General features: G+C 63.5%; 25 protein-coding genes. 19 read left to right on the top strand and 6 right to left on the bottom strand.

What is annotated here, in order from left to right:
• Window positions 1-399 (bottom strand): recombinase family protein (locus tag B9A23_RS20795; RefSeq protein ID WP_084281244.1); only part of this gene is annotated, 399 nt, incomplete at its 3' end.
• Between the two features lie 139 nt (window positions 400-538).
• Here B9A23_RS20795 and B9A23_RS20790 point away from each other — a divergent pair.
• The 5 genes from B9A23_RS20790 (at window position 539) to gpmA (ending at window position 6548) form a co-directional block, all read left to right on the top strand.
• Entirely contained in the window at window positions 539-3496 is a 2958-nt protein-coding gene (locus B9A23_RS20790) for a Tn3 family transposase (RefSeq protein WP_084281243.1), read from the top strand.
• 146 nt (window positions 3497-3642) lie between these two features.
• On the top strand, window positions 3643-4041 hold the full coding sequence (locus B9A23_RS20785) for an Hsp20/alpha crystallin family protein (protein ID WP_368655951.1): 399 nt from the start codon (window positions 3643-3645) through the stop codon (window positions 4039-4041).
• Between the two features lie 51 nt (window positions 4042-4092).
• Window positions 4093-4623: an NADH dehydrogenase ubiquinone Fe-S protein 4 gene (locus tag B9A23_RS20780; RefSeq protein ID WP_084281240.1), complete on the top strand. Its 531-nt coding sequence runs from the start codon at window positions 4093-4095 to the stop codon at window positions 4621-4623.
• 39 nt (window positions 4624-4662) lie between these two features.
• Entirely contained in the window at window positions 4663-5730 is a 1068-nt protein-coding gene (locus B9A23_RS20775; RefSeq protein WP_084281239.1) for a zinc-binding metallopeptidase family protein, read from the top strand.
• A 131-nt stretch (window positions 5731-5861) separates the two neighbouring features.
• Complete coding sequence (gene gpmA, locus B9A23_RS20770) at window positions 5862-6548, top strand: 2,3-diphosphoglycerate-dependent phosphoglycerate mutase (protein ID WP_084281246.1); 687 nt, start codon at window positions 5862-5864, stop codon at window positions 6546-6548.
• Window positions 6549-6707: 159 nt separating this feature from the next.
• On the opposite strand, the gene zwf is transcribed toward gpmA, so the two are convergent.
• From zwf to B9A23_RS20750, 4 genes are read right to left on the bottom strand one after another with little or no spacing between them, the layout of a single operon-like run.
• Entirely contained in the window at window positions 6708-8153 is a 1446-nt protein-coding gene (zwf, locus tag B9A23_RS20765; RefSeq protein ID WP_217806650.1) for a glucose-6-phosphate dehydrogenase, read from the bottom strand.
• An 11-nt stretch (window positions 8154-8164) separates the two neighbouring features.
• A complete protein-coding gene (gene gnd / locus B9A23_RS20760) occupies window positions 8165-9151 on the bottom strand; it encodes a phosphogluconate dehydrogenase (NAD(+)-dependent, decarboxylating) (protein ID WP_084281236.1) in 987 nt (328 codons plus the stop codon).
• 16 nt (window positions 9152-9167) lie between these two features.
• Window positions 9168-11972 carry a bifunctional transaldolase/phosoglucose isomerase gene (locus tag B9A23_RS20755; protein WP_084281234.1) on the bottom strand — a complete coding sequence of 935 codons (2805 nt, stop codon included), beginning with the start codon at window positions 11970-11972 and terminating at the stop codon, window positions 9168-9170.
• 2 nt (window positions 11973-11974) lie between these two features.
• Window positions 11975-13285, bottom strand: a complete 1311-nt coding sequence (locus B9A23_RS20750) for a transketolase-like TK C-terminal-containing protein (protein WP_254895226.1) — start codon at window positions 13283-13285, stop codon at window positions 11975-11977.
• On the opposite strand from B9A23_RS20750, the gene B9A23_RS23580 reads away from it, so the two are divergent.
• From B9A23_RS23580 to B9A23_RS20735, 3 genes are read left to right on the top strand one after another with little or no spacing between them, the layout of a single operon-like run.
• Window positions 13263-13484, top strand: coding sequence for a DUF4054 domain-containing protein (locus B9A23_RS23580; protein WP_368655950.1), 222 nt, complete (start codon window positions 13263-13265; stop codon window positions 13482-13484). The genes B9A23_RS20750 and B9A23_RS23580 overlap by 23 nt on opposite strands.
• Window positions 13400-13675 carry a tail completion protein gp17 gene (locus B9A23_RS20740; RefSeq protein WP_176218110.1) on the top strand — a complete coding sequence of 92 codons (276 nt, stop codon included), beginning with the start codon at window positions 13400-13402 and terminating at the stop codon, window positions 13673-13675. Before B9A23_RS23580 ends, B9A23_RS20740 begins: the two co-directional genes overlap by 85 nt.
• Window positions 13676-13695: 20 nt before the next feature.
• Window positions 13696-13944 (top strand): hypothetical protein, encoded by a 249-nt coding sequence (locus B9A23_RS20735; RefSeq protein WP_084281229.1) that lies wholly within the window; start codon window positions 13696-13698, stop codon window positions 13942-13944.
• Here B9A23_RS20735 and B9A23_RS20730 read toward each other — a convergent pair.
• Window positions 13931-14353: a DUF2846 domain-containing protein gene (locus B9A23_RS20730; protein ID WP_084281227.1), complete on the bottom strand. Its 423-nt coding sequence runs from the start codon at window positions 14351-14353 to the stop codon at window positions 13931-13933. The two genes, B9A23_RS20735 and B9A23_RS20730, sit on opposite strands and share 14 nt — an antisense overlap.
• Before the next feature lie 132 nt (window positions 14354-14485).
• Between B9A23_RS20730 and B9A23_RS20725 the strand changes: the two genes are divergently transcribed.
• From B9A23_RS20725 to B9A23_RS20670, 11 genes are all read left to right on the top strand, one after another.
• A complete protein-coding gene (locus B9A23_RS20725; RefSeq protein ID WP_084281225.1) occupies window positions 14486-14932 on the top strand; it encodes a phage tail tube protein in 447 nt (148 codons plus the stop codon).
• Complete coding sequence (locus tag B9A23_RS20720) at window positions 14932-15324, top strand: GTA-gp10 family protein (RefSeq protein WP_084281223.1); 393 nt, start codon at window positions 14932-14934, stop codon at window positions 15322-15324. The genes B9A23_RS20725 and B9A23_RS20720 overlap by 1 nt, the downstream gene beginning before the upstream one ends.
• 190 nt (window positions 15325-15514) lie before the next feature.
• Window positions 15515-16660 carry a tape measure protein gene (locus B9A23_RS20715; protein WP_084281222.1) on the top strand — a complete coding sequence of 382 codons (1146 nt, stop codon included), beginning with the start codon at window positions 15515-15517 and terminating at the stop codon, window positions 16658-16660.
• 369 nt (window positions 16661-17029) lie between these two features.
• Window positions 17030-18769, top strand: coding sequence for a hypothetical protein (locus B9A23_RS20705; RefSeq protein WP_084281219.1), 1740 nt, complete (start codon window positions 17030-17032; stop codon window positions 18767-18769).
• Entirely contained in the window at window positions 18769-19158 is a 390-nt protein-coding gene (locus B9A23_RS20700; protein ID WP_084281218.1) for a prefoldin domain-containing protein, read from the top strand. The genes B9A23_RS20705 and B9A23_RS20700 overlap by 1 nt, the downstream gene beginning before the upstream one ends.
• Window positions 19155-19574 carry an N-acetylmuramoyl-L-alanine amidase gene (locus B9A23_RS20695; protein ID WP_084281216.1) on the top strand — a complete coding sequence of 140 codons (420 nt, stop codon included), beginning with the start codon at window positions 19155-19157 and terminating at the stop codon, window positions 19572-19574. Before B9A23_RS20700 ends, B9A23_RS20695 begins: the two co-directional genes overlap by 4 nt.
• Window positions 19571-19822 carry a DUF7940 domain-containing protein gene (locus tag B9A23_RS20690; protein WP_084281215.1) on the top strand — a complete coding sequence of 84 codons (252 nt, stop codon included), beginning with the start codon at window positions 19571-19573 and terminating at the stop codon, window positions 19820-19822. The genes B9A23_RS20695 and B9A23_RS20690 overlap by 4 nt, the downstream gene beginning before the upstream one ends.
• Window positions 19819-20031: a hypothetical protein gene (locus B9A23_RS20685; RefSeq protein WP_084281213.1), complete on the top strand. Its 213-nt coding sequence runs from the start codon at window positions 19819-19821 to the stop codon at window positions 20029-20031. Before B9A23_RS20690 ends, B9A23_RS20685 begins: the two co-directional genes overlap by 4 nt.
• Window positions 20028-20573 carry a hypothetical protein gene (locus B9A23_RS20680; protein WP_084281212.1) on the top strand — a complete coding sequence of 182 codons (546 nt, stop codon included), beginning with the start codon at window positions 20028-20030 and terminating at the stop codon, window positions 20571-20573. The genes B9A23_RS20685 and B9A23_RS20680 overlap by 4 nt, the downstream gene beginning before the upstream one ends.
• On the top strand, window positions 20570-20911 hold the full coding sequence (locus B9A23_RS20675) for a hypothetical protein (protein ID WP_084281210.1): 342 nt from the start codon (window positions 20570-20572) through the stop codon (window positions 20909-20911). The genes B9A23_RS20680 and B9A23_RS20675 overlap by 4 nt, the downstream gene beginning before the upstream one ends.
• Window positions 20908-21468, top strand: a complete 561-nt coding sequence (locus B9A23_RS20670; protein ID WP_084281209.1) for a hypothetical protein — start codon at window positions 20908-20910, stop codon at window positions 21466-21468. Before B9A23_RS20675 ends, B9A23_RS20670 begins: the two co-directional genes overlap by 4 nt.
• The last annotated feature ends 50 nt before the right edge of the window (window positions 21469-21518 follow it).

Below are 21518 nucleotides of genomic sequence, written 5' to 3'. Positions count from 1 at the left end.
CTCGCGTGCGGCCTTGAGGCCGGCATGAGTGCGTTCACGGATCAGGTCACGCTCGAATTGGGCCAGCGAGCCGAAGATGTTGAACACCAGCATGCCGCCCGAAGTGGTGGTGTCGATATTCTCGGTGAGTGAGCGGAACCCGATGCCGCGCGCCGCAAGCTCGCCGACCTTCTCGATCAGGTGGCTCATCGAGCGGCCGAGGCGGTCGAGTTTCCAGACCACCAGCGTGTCGCCGGGGCGCAAATAGGCGAGCGCTTCGGTTAGGCCAGGCCGATCGGCTTTTGCCCCGGATGCGTGATCGTCGAATATACGGTCGCACCCGGCAGTGTTCAGCGCGTCAAGCTGGAGCGACAGCTTCTGGTCTGCGGTCGAGACGCGCGCATAGCCGATCAGCGCCACATGATGCCCGATCCTGTCCGTTTTCCCGTCATTATGCGATCTTGTCCGAATCGCCGTTACAGGTCCAGAGTTAACGGACATATTCCTGTTGGCCGCCAGAGGACCGTCTGACGGACACGCAAAGCGAAGGAGATGATGCTTGGCGAGACGGCGACTGGTGAGCCTGGAAATCTGGGCGAGGCATTATGGCGCGCCGCTCGATGAGCGCGAGATCGCGCGTCATTATACGCTGACCAGCGACGACCTGGAAATTGTCGGCCGCCGTCGCGGCGATGCCACCCGGCTCGGCTATGCGATGCTCATGCTATATATGAGATGGCCTGGCCGTGCGCTGGAAGCGGGCGAAGTCCCGCCCGCTCCTGTGCTCGCCTATGTGGCGCAGCAACTCGGCGTCGCGCCGGCAGCCTTCGCGGATTATGCCCATCGGGACCAGACCCGTCGCGAGCATCTCGTCGAAATCCGACGATCGCACGGGTTCAGGATTTTTGACCGCAACGCTTTCCGTGAAGTTGTCGCCTTCTCGGTCCCAATCGCGCAGACCATCATACACCCCGGCCAGATGGCAGACGTCATCGTCGATGAACTCCGGCGCCTGCAGATCCTCCTGCCTTCTCCGTCGATTCTCGAAGCGGTGCTGCGGCGGGCGCGCCAGCAAGCCGAACAGCTTACCTATGAAGTGCTCACGAATGGCCTGCTGCCTGACACCCTTCAGGGCCTGGACGATTTGCTGGCCCGACGACCGGGGCAGGTCGCGACATGGCTATCCTGGATGCGCAATGCGCCACAATCGCCGGCAGCGCGCAACATCCTGCGCCTGATCGAACGGCTCGCCTATATCCGCGCGCTGGGCCTCGATCGCGCCCGTGCCGACATGATCCCGGCTTTGACTTTTGACAGGCTGGCGGACGAAGGCAGCCGCATCACACCCCAGCACCTTGGCGAACTCAATGCCCTGCGCCGCCATGCGACGCTGGCGGCAACCGGCATCCGGCTTGAGGAAAGCCTGACCGACGCCACCCTGACGATGTTCGACAAGCTGTTGGGCAGCATGGCGCGCCGCGCCGAGAACCGGACCCGCGACAAAGCCCTCAAGACGGTGCGCGAGTTGCAAGGCCACCTCCGGACGCTCACGGGGTCTTGCCGCCTCCTCATCGACGCGCGCAGCAAGGGCGTGGATTCTCTGGCGCAGATCGAGGCGCTGGACTGGCAGCACTTCGCCGTGGCCGTCGAGCAGGCCGAAGTGCTCGGGCGACCGGAAACCGTCGATCGCACCGCCGAATTGATCGAGCGGCATCGGACGGTGAAGCTCTTTGTCGGCGCTTTTCTCAACGTCTTCGAGTTTCGCGGCGCCGGCGCGGTTCAGGGGCTCCTGTCAGCGCTGGCCATCATCGCGGAGCTATATCGGACCGGCAAACGGCGCTTGCCTGATCGCGTGCCGCTACGCTTTGTGCCGCCCGCATGGCGCCCGTTCGTCCTGCGGGATGGCATCGTTGATCGTGCCGCTTATGAACTATGCGCCTTGTCGCAACTACGCGAGCGGTTGCGAGCCGGGGATATATGGGTCGCGGGAAGCCGGCAGTTTCGCGATTTCGACAGCTATCTCATACCGCCGGCGACCTTTGCGGCGCTGCGCGAGAAGGGGCCGTTGCCGCTCGCCATCGAAACGGATTTCGAGCGCCATATCGAGGAACGGCGCACCAGGCTCGACACGGCGATCGAGCAGGTAACGGTCCTTGCACGGCAAGGGGAGCTGCCCCAGGTTAAGCTTGACGAAAACGGTCTCATCATCTCGCCGCTGAAGGCGGCAACACCGCCCGCCACCGAGATTGCCCGTCGCGCCGCCTATGATCGACTGCCGCGCGTGAAGATCACCGATCTTCTGCTGGAGGTCGATGCCTGGACCGGGTTCAGCGAATGCTTCATCCATCGTCGTTCGGGCCGGGAAGCCGACGATCGCAATGCGCTGCTCACGGTCATCCTCGCCGATGGCATCAATCTCGGCCTCACACGCATGGCGGAAACCTGCCGGGGCGCAAGTCTGCGTCAGCTCGCCCATCTTCACGACTGGCACATCAGCGAAGCCGCCTATGGCGAAGCGTTGGGAAGGCTGATCGACGCCCATCGCGCCATGCCGCTCGCCGCGCTGTGGGGAGACGGCACCACTTCGTCGAGCGACGGACAGCAATTTCATGCCGGGGGCCGTGGGGCCGCGATCGGCGACATCAACGCGCGCAGCGGCAACGAACCAGGCGTTGCCTTCTACACCCATGTCTCGGATCGATATGACCCCTTCGCAAGTCGGGTGATCGCGGCGACCGCTGGCGAAGCGCCCTATGTGCTGGATGGCTTGCTGTATCACCAGACCGGCCTGACGATCGAGGAGCACTACACCGATACGGGCGGGGCATCGGACCATGTGTTCGGCCTCATGCCCTTCTTCGGCTACCGCTTCGCGCCGCGCCTGCGCGACATCAAGGAGCGTCGTTTACACCTCCTTCCCGGCCAAGAATCCGGCCCCTTGCTTGCCGGCATGACGGCCGAACCGATCGCATTGGGTCATGTCGCGGCGCATTGGGACGAACTGCTGCGGTTCGCCACGTCGATCCGCACCGGCACCGTCACTGCTTCGGCAATGCTGCGCCGCTTGTCCGCCTATCCGCGACAGAACGGACTGGCCCTCGCACTACGCGAGCTGGGCCGCCTCGAACGCTCCATTTTCATGCTCGACTGGCTGCGCGACATCGACCTGCGCCGGCGCACCCAGGCGGGCCTCAACAAAGGCGAAGCCCGCAACGCGCTCGCCCGCGCGCTCTTCTTCAACCAGCTCGGCGAACTGCGCGATCGTCGGTTCGAGAACCAGACCTATCGCGCCTCCGGCCTCAACCTGCTCGTCGCCGCCATCATCTTGTGGAACACTCGCTATCTCGAAATGGCGCTGGCGGACATCGGCACAGCCGACGAAATCGCACGCCACATCGCGCCATTGGGCTGGGAGCATATCTCGCTGACCGGTGACTATAGCTGGAATGTTGAAGATCAACCCGATCCGGACGCCTTGCGACCGCTGCGCGCCGTCAACTCCCTACTTGCCGCGTGACGTTCGCTATCCGTTCGCCCTTTCCGTGCAGATACGTCACTTTCGTGTAGTCACCCCTTCCCTGGGGCCGGCAGGAAAGCCGTGCTCCCGTTCGGACCGAAGAGGCGTCCGACCAGCACCACCCGCTTGCGTCCCTGCACCGCGACGTGAACCGTCTGTTCGACGATGTCTTCAGAGGCTTCGGCGTACCAGCCCTGGGTGGCTGGGGGCGGAGTCTCGAGTGGCCAACGATCGAACTGTCGGAAACCGACAAGGAGATCCGCGTCACCGCCGAGCTGCCCGGCATAGACGAGAAGGACGTCGACATCAGCGTTGACGACAATGTCCTGTCGATCCGGGGCGAGAAGCGTTCGGAGACCGAGGACAAGGAACGCGGCTATTCGGAGCGGAGCTATGGTCGGTTCGAGCGGCATATCGGCCTCCCGCGCGGTGTTGAGCAGGATCGGACCAGCGCAACCTTCAAGAAGGGCGTGCTGACGATCGTTCTGCCGAAGTCCGCCGAGGCGATCGAGAGTCGGCGCCGCATTCCAGTCAATGCGGGCTGATCAAACGTCGGGCAGCCGCCGACGGCGGCTGCCCGCATCGGAGTCGGAAAAATGGCAACAAGAGCTGATTCTCTTCCACCGTTCATTGCGACGCCGCCCGTGCCGACTCCGCGCCTTGCGGAGTTTGCCAACGATAACGTCGCGACCGACGCGTCTTCGCCGTTTGATACGGCGTGGCGACGCTACGCAAGCGCGCTGCCGACGGACGCATTCGCCATCATCGAACCCGATCCGCTCGCCGGTCGGTCCGGCGGCCGCGCCCGTGAGGGTCGATGGCGGCTCCGTTTCCGCCCGCGGTCGCGCCCGTTTGTCGATCCGCTCACCGGCTGGACGGGAGGAAGCGACACCCTCGCCCATCTGGAGCTCGGCTTCCCTTCGCGTGAAGCCGCCGAGGCCTATTGCCGGCGGTACGGCCTCTACGAGAGCCGGGGCGCACCGCGAGGGTCGGGACCTCGGCCACGGGACGAGATGGTTTTCATCTCGGTCGGCGTGCCTACATGCTGCATGCCTGCGGGTCCTCATCCCGTGTGCTGCGGCAACGCGACGGCGGAGCCGATCGAGACTTCCCATGCGGACACCTGAACAAGGCTTGCCGTCGCGCAGGTAACAGGGATCCAACGCTTGGCCTTCCCCTGCCCCAACTGCCGGCACCAGCTTCACTTGGAGGAAGGCGCCTGCCCGAGCTGCGCACACGCAGTTGGCTATGACTGGCGCATAGATGCCTTTCGTCATCTCGACCCCAGGTCGCGCGAGTGGCACGATGCAGAGGGATCACCCGCCGCGGCAAAGCCTTGCGCCAATGTTCGTTACGGCGCGTGCAACTGGCTGGCAGATGAGATGGGCGCTGAAGCCCTCGGTCCGACCCGAGCAATGTGCCGCGCCTGCCGGCACAATCGCATGATCCCCGATCTCGCGGTGCGCGGCGTCCTTCAACGCTGGCGGCGGATCGAAGAGGCCAAGCGGCGCATGATCCGCGGTGCGATCAAGCTCGGCCTGCCCCTCGAGACCAAGGCAGAGCGCAGCGACGGGCTCGCCTTCGATTTCTTGTACGATGCCGCCGCCAAGAGCGGCTATGTCCCACAGCTTCTCACCGGCCATGCCGGGGGTGTCATCACGCTGAACGTGATCGAGGCGGACGACGTGGCGCGGGAGCGGATACGCCAGCAAATGGGCGAGCCCTACCGCACCCTTCTAGGCCATTTCCGACACGAGATCGGCCACTACTATTGGTACCGGCTCATCGCTGGGACCGACATGCACGATCCCTTTCGCGCACTGTTCGGTGACGAGCGCATCGATTATGCTGCAGCGGTCCAGCGCTACTATGCCGGCCGTCCGGCACTCGGCTGGGCTGATGACCATGTCAGCGCGTATGCAACTGCGCATCCCTGGGAAGATTTCGCCGAGACGTTCGCTCATTACCTGCACATCGTCGACACGCTCGGAGCGATGGCGGACTTCGGTGTGGGGCTGGAAGGCAATCGCGCACCGCACCCGAACATCGATGCGTATCGTGTTGCAACGGCGACGCTCGTTGAGCGCTGGATACCGATTTCCTTCGCGCTCAACGCGGTAAACCGGGCAATGGGGCAACCGGATCTCTATCCCTTTCGTCTCAGTCCCGGCGTCATGCTCAAGCTCGATTTCGTGAGCCGCCTGATCGCGCGGGCCGCGGGCCGCGGGCCGTGAGGAAATCCCGGAGGGGTCTGAGCTGGCCGCGATGATCGCAAGCCTCGGGCACGGCGTGTGAAACCTGCGGGACGCGGGATCGCGGAGCGGAGAGACGTCCATTCAGCTCGTAATGCCCTTTGGAGAACCCCTTGCCCACGCTCGTGCTGATCCGCCACGGCCAGTCGGTCTGGAACCTCGAGAACCGCTTCACGGGCTGGTGGGACGTGGATCTGACGCGGCAGGGCGAGATTGAGGCGAAAGCGGCCGGCGAGCTGATGGCGGCGAAGGGGCTGGACTTCGACTTCTGCTTCACGAGCCTCCAGACGCGTGCGATCAAGACGCTCAACCTTGCGCTCGAGGCGATGGGGCGGTTGTGGTTGCCCGTCGAAAAGGACTGGCGTCTGAACGAGCGCCATTATGGCGGGCTCACCGGCCTCGACAAGGCAGCGACCGCAGCCAGGCACGGAGCGGAGCAAGTGATGATCTGGCGCCGATCGTTCGACATCCCGCCGCCGCAGCAGCAGCCCGGGGGGCCCTATGATCTCAGCGGCGATCGGCGCTACGCCGGCATCGCGATTCCGAACGCCGAGAGCCTGAAGGACACAATAGGGCGCGTGCTGCCCTATTGGGAGGCAAGGATCGCGCCGCAGCTCAAGGCCGGCAGGCGAGTCGTGATCTCGGCGCACGGCAATTCGCTGCGCGCGGTGGTGAAGCATCTGTCTGGCATCCCCGACGATGAGATCCCCACGATCGAAATCCCGACAGGGGAGCCGATCGTGTATGAGCTCGCGCACGATCTCACAGCAATGGACCGCTATTATCTGTCCGAGCGGTAGGGCGACTTCTGAAATGCCACTCGGAGCCCGCCTGTCGCGTGGAGCCCGGCGCGGTGGCCGATCGAGCGTCAGCGCTGCTTGGGGCGATCCGAACCCCTCGCGAAAAAGGTGCCGGCCTTGTCCTGCCTCCTTTTCTGACCGGAGTTCGTCCGGCTCCACTTATCGACCCAATGCGTGCCATTGCCGGCCATCGCGGGCGATCAGTGCGTCGGCGGCGCGAGGTCCGGAAGTGCCTGGCGTATATTCCTCCAGCACCCCCTCGCCACGAGCCCAGGCGTCCAGGATCGGCTGCACGACGGCCCATCCCGCCTCGATCTGGTCGGCACGCTGGAAGAGCGTCTGATCGCCCATCATCATGTCATACAGGAGGGTTTCGTACCCTGTCCGGTGCGCGACGGCGAACTTCTCTGCATAAGCAAAATCGAGCGCTACGGAGACCGCCTCCACTTGCGGACCCGGCCGTTTGACGAGGAAATCAAGGTCGATCCCTTCGTGCGGCTGGATCTGGAACACGAGCTGATTGGCCGGGAGATGAGCGACCGGGGCCTCCCGAAACGTCGCATAGGGCACCGGGTTGAAGGTCACCACGATCTCGGTGTCCCGTGCGGCGAGCGCCTTCCCCGTGCGCAGATAGAAGGGCACGCCGGTCCAGCGCCAGGTGTCGACCATGAGCTTGAGCGCCACATAAGTTTCCGTGGTGGTGTTCGGATCCACGCGCGGCGTCTCGCGATAGGCGGGGATCATCTGGCCGTTGACCTGGCCGGCTGCGTACCTGCCCCGCACCGCGTCGCTTCGCGCCTCATCCGGGGTGAAGCGGCGGACGGCCCGAAGCAGCTTTGCCTTTTCGTCGCGGATGACCTCGGCATCGAAACTGTTTGGCGGCTCCATTGCGATCATCGACAGAAGCTGCATCAGGTGGTTGGGAACCATGTCCCGGAGCGCACCGGTTGTGTCGTAGAACGCCCCGCGGGTGCCGACGCCGATCGCTTCGGCGGCTGAAATCTGGATGTGGTCCACGTAGCGGTGGTTCCATACCGCCTCCAGCCAGGCGTTGCCGAACCGCGCGACCAGGATGTTCTGGACGGTTTCCTTCCCCAGGAAATGATCGATCCGGTAAACTTGGCTCTCGTTCACTCGCGACAGGATCCGCTGGTTGAGAGCCCGTGCGGATTCGAGGTCGTGACCAAAGGGCTTCTCGATCACCACCCGCCGAAAGCTGCCGTCATGTTCCTCCGTGAGGCCGGCATCGGCGAGCCTGTCCACGATGATTCCGAAGAACTGCGGCGGCGTGGCCAGATAAAATGCCGCGTCGCCCTCGCCCAGCCGCTGCTTGAGCCTGTCATAGACAGTCTCAAGCGTGAAGTCGCCGGGGAGATAGCTGGTCCGCTGGCGCACTCGTTGCCAGCACTGTGTCTGCGGCGCGAACTCATCGAGGCTCGCGCGCAGGCTTTCATCATCGCCATCCCGAAGGGCTATGCCGATGACGTTGAGCTCTTCGCTCAAGAGTCCGTCGAAGCAGAGGTTGGCCAGCGCCGGAACCAGCAGCCTGCGGGTGAGGTCTCCTGTCGCGCCGAAGATGACGATCGTCGCCGGGCGCCCCGGCACGGCCACTCCATTCACTGCGGGATCTCGACATGCCCGCCGAACCCGAAGCGCATCGCGGAAAGCACCTGGTCGGCGAAGGTGTGCTCGACCCGGCTCCGGTATCGGGCGAACAGCGCAGCCGTAAGGACCACAGCGGGAACCGCCTCTTCCATGGCCGCCTCGACGGTCCAGCGCCCCTCGCCCGAATCCGCAACCCGCCCGGAGAACTGCGAGAGCATCTGATCCTTGGCGAGCGCCGCCGCGGTGAGGTCCAGAAGCCAGGAGGATATGACAGAGCCGCGCCGCCACACCTCGGCGATGTCGGTGAGATTGAGAACGTAGCGCTCATCCTCGGGAAGCTTGCTGGACTGCTTCGACTTCAAGATGTCGAAGCCTTCGGCATATGCCTGCATCAGGCCGTATTCGATGCCGTTGTGCACCATCTTGACGAAGTGACCGGCGCCGGCAGGTCCGGCGTGGATATAGCCCTTCTCCGCGCGCGCATCCTCTCCCTCATGCTCCATCCGGTTTGGCGTCCGCGGAATGGTGCCGATGCCCGGCGCGAGCGCGTCGAAGATCGGATCGAGATGGTCGACGGCCTCCTTTGGTCCGCCGATCATCATGCAATAGCCGCGCTCGAGGCCCCACACGCCTCCCGAGGTACCGACATCAATATAGTGGATGCCCTTGTCGGCCAGCAGCTTCGCCCGGCGAATATCGTCCTTGTAGAAGCTGTTGCCGCCATCGATGATGACGTCGCCAGGTTCGGCGATCGTGCGGAGGATCTGGATCGTCTTCTCGGTCGGCTCGCCCGCGGGCAGCATGACCCAGAAGATTGCCTCCGTGCCCAGCTTCTTCTTGATTTCCTCAAGCGAGTCAGCCGGCTCGAATCCTTCAAGCGCGAGTTCCGCCACCGCGTCAGGATTGCGGTCGAAGACCACTGGCTGATGTCCGGAGCGTTGAAGCCGACGGGCGATGTTGCCTCCCATGCGGCCGAGGCCGATCATTCCGATCCGCATATTTCCAGGCTCCCGCTCAATTCCGGAGTGCTTCGTCGAGCAATTCTTCAAGGTCGCTCAGACTGGCGCTTTGGAGGTGGACCCGCAGGACGCGCTGGCCCCGGCTGGCGAGCACGTCGAGATCGCCTCGCGCTTGGGCGAGCTGGACCGTGCCGAAGCTGGCTTTGCGTCCTGGGATCGGGACGTCGGGATCGGGCGTGCGGGTGATCTCGAGAAACACTCCCGAGCGCGGCCCTCCCTTGTACGCCTGACCAGTCGAGTGGAGGAAACGCGGCCCGAAGCCCGCGACGGTGGCGACGTGTCGCGCCTTCACGACCCGTTCGCGCATGCGTGCAACGAGAGCCTCGTTCGCCCGGTTGCGTTCGACGTAGAGAAGGAACCCTACATAATCGCCGGGGCCGAGGCGTGCTAAATGGATGCGCAGGATTTCGACCGCGTTGTCGCCGATGTGGCCTCGGTCGGCGGGCCTGAAGAAGGCCACCCTGCCATCCTCGAAAAATGGTGTCTCGGGCGCCAGGCTGCCGGTGGCTTCGTAGGCGTCGATCAGCACCCGCGTCCTGATCTTGGCATCCTCGACGTCGGGCTGGTCGAAAGGGTCGATCCCGATCACCGCGCCGGCTACCGCGGTAGCGATCTCCCAGCGAAAGAACTCCTGCCCGATCATCTCCTTTGACGAGAGCGCTATCCGCACGACCGGCTGGCCGGCGGTAACGAGCGCATCGGCATGGGCGTCGAGCCTGGCGTGATCGTCGCCCGTGAGCGACAGCAGTACGAAGAGGCGGTCCGATCCATAGTGCGCCGGCGGTACCGGCGGTTCCAGGTCGACGGGAACGATGCCCCTGCCCTGCTTGCCGGTGGACTCGGCCAACAGCTGTTCGAGCCACGCTCCGAATGCCCGAAGCGCGGGCGAGGTCAGCACCGTCACCTTGTCGCGCCCGCGGTTCGCCGCTTCCCCCAGGATCGCACCGAGCCGCACGCCAGGATTGAAGGCGGGCGGCGCGTCGGGCGCGCAGCTCTGCACCATCGGCGCAACCCTGGTGAAGAACTCGGCCACGTCCATGCCCATCACGGCCGCGGGCACCATCCCGAAGACGCTGAGAACCGAATAGCGGCCGCCAATCGTTGGATCGCCCAGGAAGACGCCCGCGTAGCCATGATCGTGCGCGATCTTTGCCAGGCGCGATCCCGGGTCGGTGATGGCGATGAAGCGACTGCCGTCCTGGCCCGCCAGATTCCAGAAATAGGCGCGCAGCAGTTCCGGCTCCATCGTCGAGCCCGACTTGGAGGCAACGATGAACAGCGTGTGCTCGGGGTCGATCGCCGCCGCCACTGCGGCGATTTGCTTCGGATCGGTGGTATCGAGCACATGGATCATCGGGCTGCCGCTCCGCGGCCCCACGATCTCGGCCAAGACCTCCGGGCCGAGGCTCGACCCGCCCATGCCGAAGAGCACCGCGGACCGATACTGGGCTGCCTGAGCGCCGAGAGCTTTCAATGCTTCGGGGTCGATCTGCTCGCCCTTACCTGCGGCAAGCCACCCGAGCCACTTGGCTTCCTCGCCGCCGGTCCATAGCGTGGCATCGCCTGCCCATAGCCGTCTGGACCAGCTTTCCTGACGCATTCGCTCGAGCCGCGCCTCTACCGCCTCGTCGAGCTCCCGCGGCAGTGCCTCGTGCATGCTGTTCAGCCCGTCTCCGACAATGGCGGAGCGCTTGGCAGCAACGGCACCAAGGAGCGCATCGGCTGCGTCGGCGAACTGCTTCACGCCGTCTCGCACGAGCTCGTCCGCGACCGCTGGCAAGTCGAGCCCGAGACGGTCTACCTCGCGGAGAATCCGACGCGCGCTTTCCACTTCGGCGGTCAGGGACGGCGCGAGCGTGCCATGATCACGGAAGGCGTCCATCGTCTTGGGCGGCAACGTGTTGACGGTTTCAGGCCCGATCAGGTTGTCTACGTAAAGGGTGTCGGGGTAGCTCGGATCCTTGGTGCCGGTGGAGGCCCAGAGGAGCCTCTGCGGCATCGCCCTGCGCTCCACGAGCGCCTGCCAGCGTTCCGAAGCTACCAAGCCGAGATACCATTGATAGGCGAGCTTGGCGTTGGCGATGGCGACCTGTCCGCGCAGTCCCGTAAGCGCCTCGGCCTCCGCGTCAGCGCTTTTCAGGCGTTCGGCAATTTTCCTGTCGATCGCGGCATCGATCCGACTGACGAAGAAGCTCGCCACGCTTGCGATACGGTCGATCGGCTGGCCTTGGGCGAGCCGTGCTTCCAACCCCTCCACGAAGGCCATCGCAACCGCGGCATAGCTCTGCTGGTCGAACAGCAGCGTCACGTTGATGTTAATGCCATCTTCGATCAGCTGGCGGATGGCAGGGACACCCGCCTGGGTACCGGGCACTTTGATCATCAGGTTGGGACGGTCGATCTGTCGCCACAGCCGCTGTGCTTCCGCGACCGTCTCCTCGGTGCTCTCAGCGAGATAGGGGGAGACCTCGAGACTGACGTAGCCGTCCGTCCGGTTCAGCCGCTCATAGACCGGCTGCAGCGTGTCGGCCGCGTCTTGGATGTCCTGAACCGCGAGCGCCTCATAGGCTTGGGTGATGCTCGGGCCGGGTCGGCTCTGGAGAAGAGCCAGGAGTTGCGCGTCGTAGGCATCGCCATGCGCGATCGCCTTCTCGAAGATGGACGGATTTGAGGTCACGCCGGTGACGCCGTCTTCCTCGACGAGCCTTTGCAGCCCACCTTCCTTGAGGAAACGGCGGTCGACAAAGTCCAGCCAGGGGGCCTGGCCAAAATCGTGCAGCTTCCTGACCCGGCTCGCCATCGTCACGCCTCCTGCAAGATCATTGAGCGCGCTGCCTCGACCACATGGTCGACGGTGAAGCCGAACTTCTCCTGGAGTTTGGCAAGCGGGGCAGACGCCCCGAACGTCGACATCGTGATCGTTCGGCCGCGAGCGCCGACATAGCGGTCCCACCCGATTGCGCCGCCCTGCTCCACCGCCAGGCGCGCCTCTATGCCGGGGGTTAGGACCAACTGCTTGTAGGCGTCGTCCTGCTCCTCGAAGCGGGACCAGCTCGGCATCGACACGACGCGTGCCCGTACGCCCTCCGCTGCCAGCTTCTCATAGGCGCCGACCACAAGGCTCAGCTCGCTCCCGGTGCCGATCAGGATGAGCTCCGGATCATCGGCGCTGGCAAGGATGTACGCGCCCCTCGCGACCCCGGCGGCGGCCGCATAGCGGCTCCGGTCGAGCGTCGGCAGCGCTTGGCGCGAGAGGATCAGCGCGCTCGGCCGACGGGTCTGGCGGACGGCAAGTTTCCACGCCTCGGCCGCCTCGTTCGCATCTCCCGGGCGGATGGTGTCGAGCCCGGGCATCGCGCGCAGTGTTGCCAGATGCTCGATCGGCTGGTGGGTCGGGCCGTCCTCGCCGACCCCGATCGAATCGTGCGTAAAGACAAAGGTGACCGGCAGCTCCATGATCGCCGCAAGCCGGACCGGCGCGCGCATATAGTCGGCGAAGACGAGGAAGGTGGCGGTGAAGGGCTTGAGGTAGGACAGCGCCATTCCGTTGGCGATCGCGCCCATCGCATGCTCGCGCACGCCGAAGTGAATCGTGCGCCCGCCAGGGTTGTCCGCCTGGAACGAGCCGAAATTCTTTAGGTCGGTCTTGGTGGATGGCGACAGGTCGGCCGATCCGCCCACCAGCCAGGGGACGTTGCCGGCAAGCGCATTCAGCACTTTGCCGGCGGAATCGCGCGAGGCGACGCCCTTGGGATCCGGGTCGAAACTCGGCAGGCCCGACTCCCAGCCCGGCGGCAGCGCGCCCTTGCGCATCGCGTCCAGCTCGGCCGCCATGCCGGGATAGGTCTCACGATAGCCGGCGAAGGTCGCCTCCCACTCCTCGCGCAGCCGGCGCCCGCGCGAGGCGATCGCCTCGTTGAAGTGCTTGGCGACGCCGTCGGGCACGTAGAAGGTCTTGTCCTCCGGCCAGCCATACGCCTTCTTGGTGGCGACGATCGCGTCGGCACCAAGCGGTTCGCCGTGAGCCTTCTCGCTGTCCGCCTTGGGGCTGGCCGAACTTGGCGTCGTCGCCGCTGCCATCCCCGCCGGTGTGACATCATTCAAGTCCGGCACCTTCTCAGCATCGGTTTCCGACGGTGTTGCATCCCGCACCGGCTATGACGCCACGGTCTACGGTCGCGAATTCAAGCAACTGGCACGGTCCCTGTTCAGCGGCCCGCGTCTGGCTTGGTCGCCACCGTCAGGGGTGCAGAGGGGTCATGGGATATCCATGCCTTTGCCGGTCCCCGCACCTACAACAGCGGGGCGATGATCGAGACTGCCGAGGATCATGCCAGCATCATCGGCGGCGCGATCGAAGCCTGTCTTGCCGACAACTGGCTCGATCTTGAAGAAGGCGGCAGGGTCAGGATCAGGCTCAGTGATATCCGGCTCCTACAGGACGGCGATCCCGATCATTATCACTGGTTTGCGCAGGTGAATTGGCGGGTGCTTTCGAATTGAGGGCGTGATAGCCTCAATGCGTGGACCACCTCTCCAAAGAACAACTTGGCTCGCTGCTGGCCGTGCTGATCGCTCAGTTGCAGCGCAATGGTGTCTTAGGCCCCAACGACTTCGACACGATGCGGCGTCGACTGATCGATGGCGGCGATGCTGAGGTTGCGCATGCGTTGAATGAGGTGCTGCTGAGCGACTTCATTGACGATCCCGACCGGCGACGGGCGAGTTTCCTTCTTGTCGCCGATCGGGATAATCCAATCACTCCGGAATGAAGTTCGGGGTCTTTTTCTCGAACTCGTGGGCCTGCTTGTCGTAGCTTTCCTTGTCGGAATACTGCAGGTCAGCGCGACCGGTGAGCATGCCGGGCTTGATCGTGCAGCGCACATAAGCCGTCTCGCCAGCTGCGACGTCGATCATGACCGAGCTGGTCTTGTTCGTCAGGACATACTTGCCGGGCTTCACATCCAGTTCGGCATACTTGTTGCGGCCGAGCTCGACGACTTCCTTCTCCTTGTAACGGATCGGGCAGCCCAGCCCGAGCCCCATCATCGCGCCCTGGCGATATACAACGATTTTGCCTGTGCCAGCGACAGGCGCAGCGGCGACCTCGGTCGTGACGGCATCCTGTGCGACAGCAGCGCTGCCCGCCAGCAAGGCGGCAGCAAAAATCAAAGCTTTCATGATTCTCCCCTTTCTGCCCGTCAGTTAGCTTGGTGAAAGGTCGCCTGCTAGAGCAGATACCGCCAATCTGACGGCGGTAACCGAGGCGCCTGACACCCCTTACCCCTCGCACAAATCTGCGAGGAGCCCGCAATGTCGTATCCAACCGAAGCCGATTTTGCCCTGATCAAGATGGGCGACGGTGCCGCAACCGAAGTCTTCACCATCATTTGCGGCGTGAAGGACGTGTCGGTCAACTCGACCGCCAACACCAATGACCGTTTTGTCCGCGACTGCGCCAAGCCTGGAGCAGTTCCGACCCGCAAGGTGCGTGTCACCGGCAAGCAGCAGGACATCACCGGTTCGGGTCTGATCGACAAGACACAGATCGCCAAGTTCATGACCGCGCTGGGCAACAACAAAAACTACAAGGTCGAGCTCTATATCGCCGATGGTACCGACACCGGCATTCTGATGGGCACCTTTGCCGGTTCCTACATGCTCACGGCGGCGAACCTGCAGGCCAATACCGATAGCGATAGCTCCGCCGAGATCACGCTGGCCAGCAACGGCGACTTCACCTGGACGGCAGCACCCTAATGGATGAGACCAAGGCCTCGGCGCATTTTGCAGGCGAGGACCGCGACTTCTGGCTCCCGATGTCGCGTGTCATTGCTTTCGAGCGCGAGGCCGATTGCTCGATCTTTGCCCTGTTCCACAACATCGGTGAGTGCATCGGTGCCGTTGATGACAGTACCGTGCTGATCGGACCCAGCGCGGCAACGTTGAAACAGTGCCACTCCCTGATCCGTAACGCGCTTATCGGTACAGGCGCGCCGGAGCAGGAAGCCGCGGAACTGGTCAAGGTCTATTGCTACCCGGCACGAGCGGCGATGCTCGATCTGGCGCTCACCTTCAAGATCCTGAATGCCGCAATCTACGGCGTCAGAGTGCCCGAAGGCTCAAAAAAAAAGGCCGAAGCGGCGGCCTGAAACCCTTTGAGAAAGGGGTTGTCGTCGTCAACTGCGGGCAACTCGGGCTGAACTGGGAACGGGCCTCGCTGTCTACTTACATCGAAGCGGTGCTGGCGAAGAGCGCGGACGACACCGGCGATAAGCCAGACCCGACGAAGGACGAGAGCCTTTCCCGCTTCTTCAAGGCACACCGCGAGGGATAACAGAGATGAGCGTCGATCCCGTAATTCTCGAACTTCGCGCCGAGGTTGCCGAGTACAATCGCAGAGTCGAGCGGGCCCGCAGACTCACTGATAGCGGTCTCGGTGCCATGGAGAAGCGGTTTAGTGCCGCATCCAAGGCCGCACTCTCGTTCGCTACCAGTTTCCTGACCCTTGGCCTCGCCCGCGAAATCCTGTCGATTGCCGACGAGGCAAAGAACCTCGATGCCCAGTTGCGGCTCGCCACCGCTGGTTTCGGCAGCTTCTCGCAGGCCGGTACCGATGTCCGTCGCATCGCTGCGGATACGCGTTCCGGGCTGTCTGAAACGGCCTCGCTCTATGGTAACTTCGCCCGCGCCACGAAGGAACTGGGCGGGACGCAAAGCGAGGCTGCACGTGCAACGGAGACCTTCGCCAAAACGCTCAAGATCAGCGGTGCCGATGCGAACTCGGCGGCATCGGCTACGTTACAGTTCGGCCAGGCACTTGCCTCGGGAGCACTGCGCGGCGACGAACTGAACTCGATCCTTGAGGCCTCCCCTCGCCTCGCCCGCCTCCTTACCGAAAGCATGGGCGTCTCGATTGGCGCCATCAAGCAGCTGGGCGAAGAGGGCAAGCTTACCTCTGACGTTCTGTTTCGCGCGCTGACGGACCGCAAGTTCACCGACGGTATCGATAGCGAATTCCGCGAACTACCCGTCACCTTCGACGAGGCCATGACCTCGGTTTACAACGCCGCTGTCGTCACCATTGGCGCCTTTGATCGTGGCGGCCAGTTCAGCACTGCCATTGCCAACTTCGTTACCGATGGGTCGGACGGATTTGCCTCACTCGAATCCGCTGCAGAGGCGTTCGGGCGTACGCTGTCGAGTGAGCTTGCTGGTGTCATTGCGGTTGCGGAATCAGTGATCGACGCGATCCGCCGCATCAATGATGGCTTAGCGCGCGGGCTAACTGTCGCCAGCCAGTCTAATGACGGCGACCGGGTCCGTTCGCTGACATTAAGTGTGGTCGCGGGCGATCCCGCACGCCGGCGCCCTGCACTTGCCTACTTCACCGACGCCGACCAGCGCTTTGATTTTCCCGACGATGCAGCCTTCTCGAACGTCGCCGGAATATCGGCAGGCACCACTCGTCGATGGGGGCCAAACTGATGCTTGGCGACTATCTAGCCGAGGCTGCACGCAAGAAGCATGTCTACGGGCTCCACGACTGCTGCACTTTCCCATGTGACTGGGTCGTCCTCAATGGGTGGCCAGACCCAATGGCATCTTGGAGAGGCGGATATGTTGATGACGCTCCGGCTCGCGGCGGTCTGCTCGACATCTTCGCAAGGGGCATGGATGGCGTCGGCCTACCGAGGACGCAGAATCTCATGGAAGGGGATGTAGGGGTCCTCACGCTCTTAGGCCAAGAAGCTGGCGCTATTTTCACTGGCCGACGGTGGGCGCTAGTAGCGCCGCGCGGCATGGCATTCACTACTGCCAACCCTTCAATCGTCATCGCTGCTTGGAGGGTTCGCTGTGGGTAAGACACTGGGCACGATCCTGCAGGTCGCCGCCGCCGTCGCAGTCTTCGTGACGACCGGCAATGTCAGTTTAGCGGTTGCAGCATACCAAGGCGTTGGCGTGATCAACTCGGTGATAGGGTTGTCAGGCAGCCGCCCAAAGCCGGACACTGCAGAGACGGCCATCAAAAAACCTAGGCCTGAGCGTGTCTCCGCTTACGGACGGCTGCGTCTCTACGGTGCGTGGACGGTCTATGAGACGGCAGGCAACGGTACTGCTGTCGACATTTTTGCGATTCATGACGGCAAGCTTGATGGCATCGAGCGCCGCTATCTCAATGACGATCAAGTAAGTCTATCTGGCGAGTTCGTCGTCGGCGGAGCTGATGGTCGCTACGGCCGGAACAAGGTCAGTTTCTACACCACCGATGGCTCCATTCCCGGCGCAGGAGGCACCACCTTCTCGGTTGCAACTTCGCTTCTTGGCTCGACAATTTGGTCGAGCATGGTCGGTCTGCGTGCCTACATCGACACCGATGCTCGCGATGTGTTCATCTGCGGGCTGCAGTTTGCGGCCAGCAACCAGCGCGGTGCTGTCATCCCGGTTTCCGACATGGCGACCGGGCTGTTCAATGATCAGTTCGGCAAGATGTACCTGCCCGGCGAGATCGCGCTGTTCGATGACCGCAAGATCACGCTCTATCCGACGAACTTCATCGATCGCAGGCCGATCGCGGCGGAATCGATCACGCTCAGCCGGGGCGTCGAAAACTTCACTGCAGCGCCTGCCGGGTTTGCGGGCGCGCAGGGCATGGAAGTCGACCCGGCACGGCTGCAGAACAACGACACGCTGACGATAGCGCGGCATTTCGCATGGCCGCTGCGCAATCAGGTGCAGTTCCGTGACCTGACGGTTCGCAAGATCGTGAACGCCGATCTGACCGGCAAGACGGTGAACGCCCTGTTCGTCGGCGACAGCAAGTTCGACGATCCGAATACGCCGAGCGCTGTGAAGGCGATCCTTGCCGCCAAGGGGGCGACCGTCAATTTGCGCGGGACGCTGTTCGGGTACGACAAGGATTCAGCGACGATCTACCACGAAGGCCGTTCGGGCCGCAGCCTTGCTGATTACGTCGGCAAGGATCGCACCGACATGGCCTATGTCAGCAATCCGGCAACGTACATCGCAGCGGCCAACTTCCCGGACAAGTACGCCTATAACCCCTTCCTTTCGGCAGGATCGGGCACGGGCAGCTACGACGGCTATATCTTCGACTACGCCGGCTACCTGACCAAGTACGCCTCGATCATTGGTGGCACGCCCAACATCGTCATCGTCGACCTCGGCACCAACGATTACCCGGAATGGACCGACTACGACGCGATGACCGACTTCGTCGATGTCGCAATTACGCGCATCATCACGTCGGTTCGCGGCGCCGGGGCCAAGGTGCTCTTCACTCCGGGAGCCTACGCCTGGTCGGACTATTGGGCGGAACTTTCCCCCCGCGCTTGGCCGGCATTCATGCGCGGTCTCCTGCGTGCCGTGAACCGCGTCAACCAGCCCCTGAACACGCGCGTATCGAGCGCCTTTGCGCAGATCTCACCGCTGGCATTTAGCGGGCTGACGGTGACCAATACCGACGCCGACACCGGGCTGAAGACCGGAACAAGGGCAGACATCACGCACCCCAAGCTTGAGGCGCGGGTGCAGTTCGCCACGGCCATCGCTGCCGACATCGCGGCGATGATCTGATGACTGACAGCAGTAGCCTCCTCGAAGTCGCCGCCTCTGCAACCGGCGTCGGCGTCAGCGGCGGTGCCGGCTTCTTCGCGCTGAAATGGGTGTTCGAGTATTTTGGGGGCAGAATGGATAAGCGTGCGGCGGCTCTGGATGCAGGGACCGAACGCCTGTTGGAGCGGCTCGAAAAGCGCGTCGACGAGCTGACCAAGCGCGTCCAGACCGTCGAAAAGGAACTGGCGGATTGCCAGAGCAAGCACGCAGAGAGCGAGGCCAAGGCCGCACGGCTTGAGGCGCTGATTGGGCTGACGACGCCGGGCATGCGGGCAGCATTTCCGCTCGATCCGACCATGCCCAACGACCTCGCGATCATGGCTGCAAAACTTGAGGGAGGTGGGAAGTGACCCCCATCAAATACCTGACCATCCACTGCGCCGCGACACCAGAAGGCCGCGACGTGAAGGCTGCAACCATCACGCAGTGGGACAAGGATAAGTTCGGCCAGACCTCCTATCACTGGGTGATCGAACTCGATGGTTCCATGCATCGGACGCTGCAGGACAATCAGCGCGGTGCGCATGTCGGGGGCAACAACACCGGCAACATCGGTATCTGCTACGTCGGCGGTGTCGACGCCAAGATGAAGCCGAAGGATACCCGCACGCCTGCCCAGAAGGCGACGCTGCGCACCCTGATCCGCACCTATCAGGAGCGCTATCCCGGCATCGTGATCCGTGGCCACCGTGATTGGCCCAAGGTGCAGAAGGCCTGCCCGTCGTTCGATGTCGCAGCATGGATCAAGGAAGGAATGCCCGCATGAACCTGATCGAGGATTGGGCCGAAAAGGTCTGGAAGCTGTGGAGCGTTCGCCTCGCTGCGATCGCGGGCATCGTCGCCGGATACTTCGCGGCCTATCCCAGCGAGCTACAGAAGCTGGTCGAGATGGTCCCTGAGGCATACCGGCCTGTTGCCTCGATCCTGATCGGGGTTTTCGTGTTCACCACGGCCACCGGCTCGCGCCTGGTCAAGCAGGGGACACCGCCTTGCCTGCCGGAGGAAGACGAATGACCGACGAACAGATCAAGCAGATGGTGAACCGCTTCCTTTGCTGGAAGCTGCCGCCTGACTTCCACCCTGATGCAGGGATCCGGTTCGAACCGCACGTCAATCCGGGCTGCACTTACGATCACCATCGCGATGGCCCTACTGGCACCAACCTGCTGACCGCGTCGCAGGCTGAGGCCATGATCCGGCATCTGATGGACGGGTTAGAATGATCCCGCTCTTCTTCTCGAACTGGTGGCGCACAGCAACACTCGCCCTGCTTGGCGTCGTCGTCGCTCTGCTGATCCAGATCCATGGCCTGCCCGTCATCGGCGGCGGCCTGATCGCGCGGCTTGAGCGGATGACGTTTCTGAACAGCGAGAACGTCGCCAACCACCGAAGGACGAAGGCCGCATTCTCGCAGGCCATGGCCGATGCTCTGCGTAACGAGAAGCTGCGCCTAGCGCGTGTGAAGGCCGCACAGGAAAGGATCAACCATGACCGGGAAGTACAAGCGAACGAGCGCCTTGCTGCTCTGCGCGCTCGCTATGACAGCCTGCGGGGGCAAGATGGAAAAGCCGTTGGAAGTCAGGGCGGTGGTCAGCCAATGCCCAGCCTTCCCGAGCCCGCCTTCGGTGCTGATGAAACGGCCGGCGCGGACGGACTATCTCTCGCCGAGCGGTACGAATGCAGCGTTGCCGCCACCCAGCTCGACGAACTGATCACTTGGGTTTCGGCCCAGGTCGCGATTGATCCGAATGAGGTAGCACGATGAGCACCCCCTTCACCTTCAACCGAGGCGAACCGATCCGCATCGATCTGGTCGATGTCGATGGCGCCTATACCGGTGCAACTGTCGCGATGAAGATCAAGGAGGCGGACAGCAGCAAGCCGCCGCCGAAGAGTGCGGCAACAAAGGCGACGCCTGCGATCACGTATGTCGCGGCTGCAGGATCTGAGCCGGCGTACTGGAAGGCCGAGGTTGCGGCTTCAGTCACCGCCGACTGGAAGCCTGGCGTGTATGTCGTCGATGCCATGATCTCCGTTTCTGGCACCGTCACCGAAGTTACCGAATACGCCCTGATCCGGCTCTCGGAAACGGTGACGCCATGACCGCTGCGGTGCTGATGTGGCGTCAGCCCGAACGTCTGGGCGAACTGGCATGGCGCGGTCCGGATCGCACCGTGATGCTGATGGCGGCGCGGGGGCAGACCGGGGCGATCGCTGCGGTATTTGGTGCGCCTTATCCGCTCACGGCTGAGGCCATCGACGATGCGGGCGGTGATCCCACGGCGCGGGCTGCGGCAGCGGCGGCCTCTGGTGCTGCTGCCAATGCGCAGGATACGGCCGATGATGCGGTCGGCGCTGCTGCGGCGGCACAAGGCACAGCAAACACCGCGCTGGCATCAGCGACAACAGCACGCACCTTTCTACCCGGCGCTCTGTCCGCTGGTGCTTGGAGGCCTGTAACCGGCCTTCCGCGCCTCCTGCTCAACGGCACCGGCACCGTCACCATAGACGCCCGCAACCGCGCCGAGACTGTGACGACAGCGGTCTACAGCACCACGCTGGCCAGCGCCGTCAACCAGATTGACTTTCCATTCTTTGGTGACGACGCGGTGGAGATCCGCGCCGCCTACACCGGTTCAGCTTCTGCGGAGATTGTGTGATGCCCAAACCTGCTGGATATCCGATGGCGCCAATCGGCATCGCTCCGCAG

It is taken from the genome of Novosphingobium sp. B1 (assembly GCF_900176395.1).
Taxonomy (GTDB): domain Bacteria; phylum Pseudomonadota; class Alphaproteobacteria; order Sphingomonadales; family Sphingomonadaceae; genus Novosphingobium.
This window is presented reverse-complemented; position numbering and strand designations above follow the sequence as displayed.

What these genes read in the sequence shown, in the direction of transcription:
- B9A23_RS20720 (WP_084281223.1), top strand. Translation starts at nt 14,932, where the DNA reads ATGGATGAGACCAAGGCCTCGGCGCATTTTGCAGGCGAGGACCGCGAC.
- B9A23_RS20670 (WP_084281209.1), top strand. Translation starts at nt 20,908, where the DNA reads ATGACCGCTGCGGTGCTGATGTGGCGTCAGCCCGAACGTCTGGGCGAA.
- B9A23_RS20715 (WP_084281222.1), top strand. Translation starts at nt 15,515, where the DNA reads ATGAGCGTCGATCCCGTAATTCTCGAACTTCGCGCCGAGGTTGCCGAG.
- B9A23_RS20780 (WP_084281240.1), top strand. Translation starts at nt 4,093, where the DNA reads ATGGCAACAAGAGCTGATTCTCTTCCACCGTTCATTGCGACGCCGCCC.
- gnd (WP_084281236.1), bottom strand. Translation starts at nt 9,151, where the DNA reads ATGCGGATCGGAATGATCGGCCTCGGCCGCATGGGAGGCAACATCGCC.
- B9A23_RS20685 (WP_084281213.1), top strand. Translation starts at nt 19,819, where the DNA reads ATGACCGACGAACAGATCAAGCAGATGGTGAACCGCTTCCTTTGCTGG.
- B9A23_RS20730 (WP_084281227.1), bottom strand. Translation starts at nt 14,353, where the DNA reads ATGAAAGCTTTGATTTTTGCTGCCGCCTTGCTGGCGGGCAGCGCTGCT.
- B9A23_RS20700 (WP_084281218.1), top strand. Translation starts at nt 18,769, where the DNA reads ATGACTGACAGCAGTAGCCTCCTCGAAGTCGCCGCCTCTGCAACCGGC.
- B9A23_RS20755 (WP_084281234.1), bottom strand. Translation starts at nt 11,972, where the DNA reads ATGGCGAGCCGGGTCAGGAAGCTGCACGATTTTGGCCAGGCCCCCTGG.
- B9A23_RS20690 (WP_084281215.1), top strand. Translation starts at nt 19,571, where the DNA reads ATGAACCTGATCGAGGATTGGGCCGAAAAGGTCTGGAAGCTGTGGAGC.
- B9A23_RS20675 (WP_084281210.1), top strand. Translation starts at nt 20,570, where the DNA reads ATGAGCACCCCCTTCACCTTCAACCGAGGCGAACCGATCCGCATCGAT.
- B9A23_RS20725 (WP_084281225.1), top strand. Translation starts at nt 14,486, where the DNA reads ATGTCGTATCCAACCGAAGCCGATTTTGCCCTGATCAAGATGGGCGAC.
- B9A23_RS20680 (WP_084281212.1), top strand. Translation starts at nt 20,028, where the DNA reads ATGATCCCGCTCTTCTTCTCGAACTGGTGGCGCACAGCAACACTCGCC.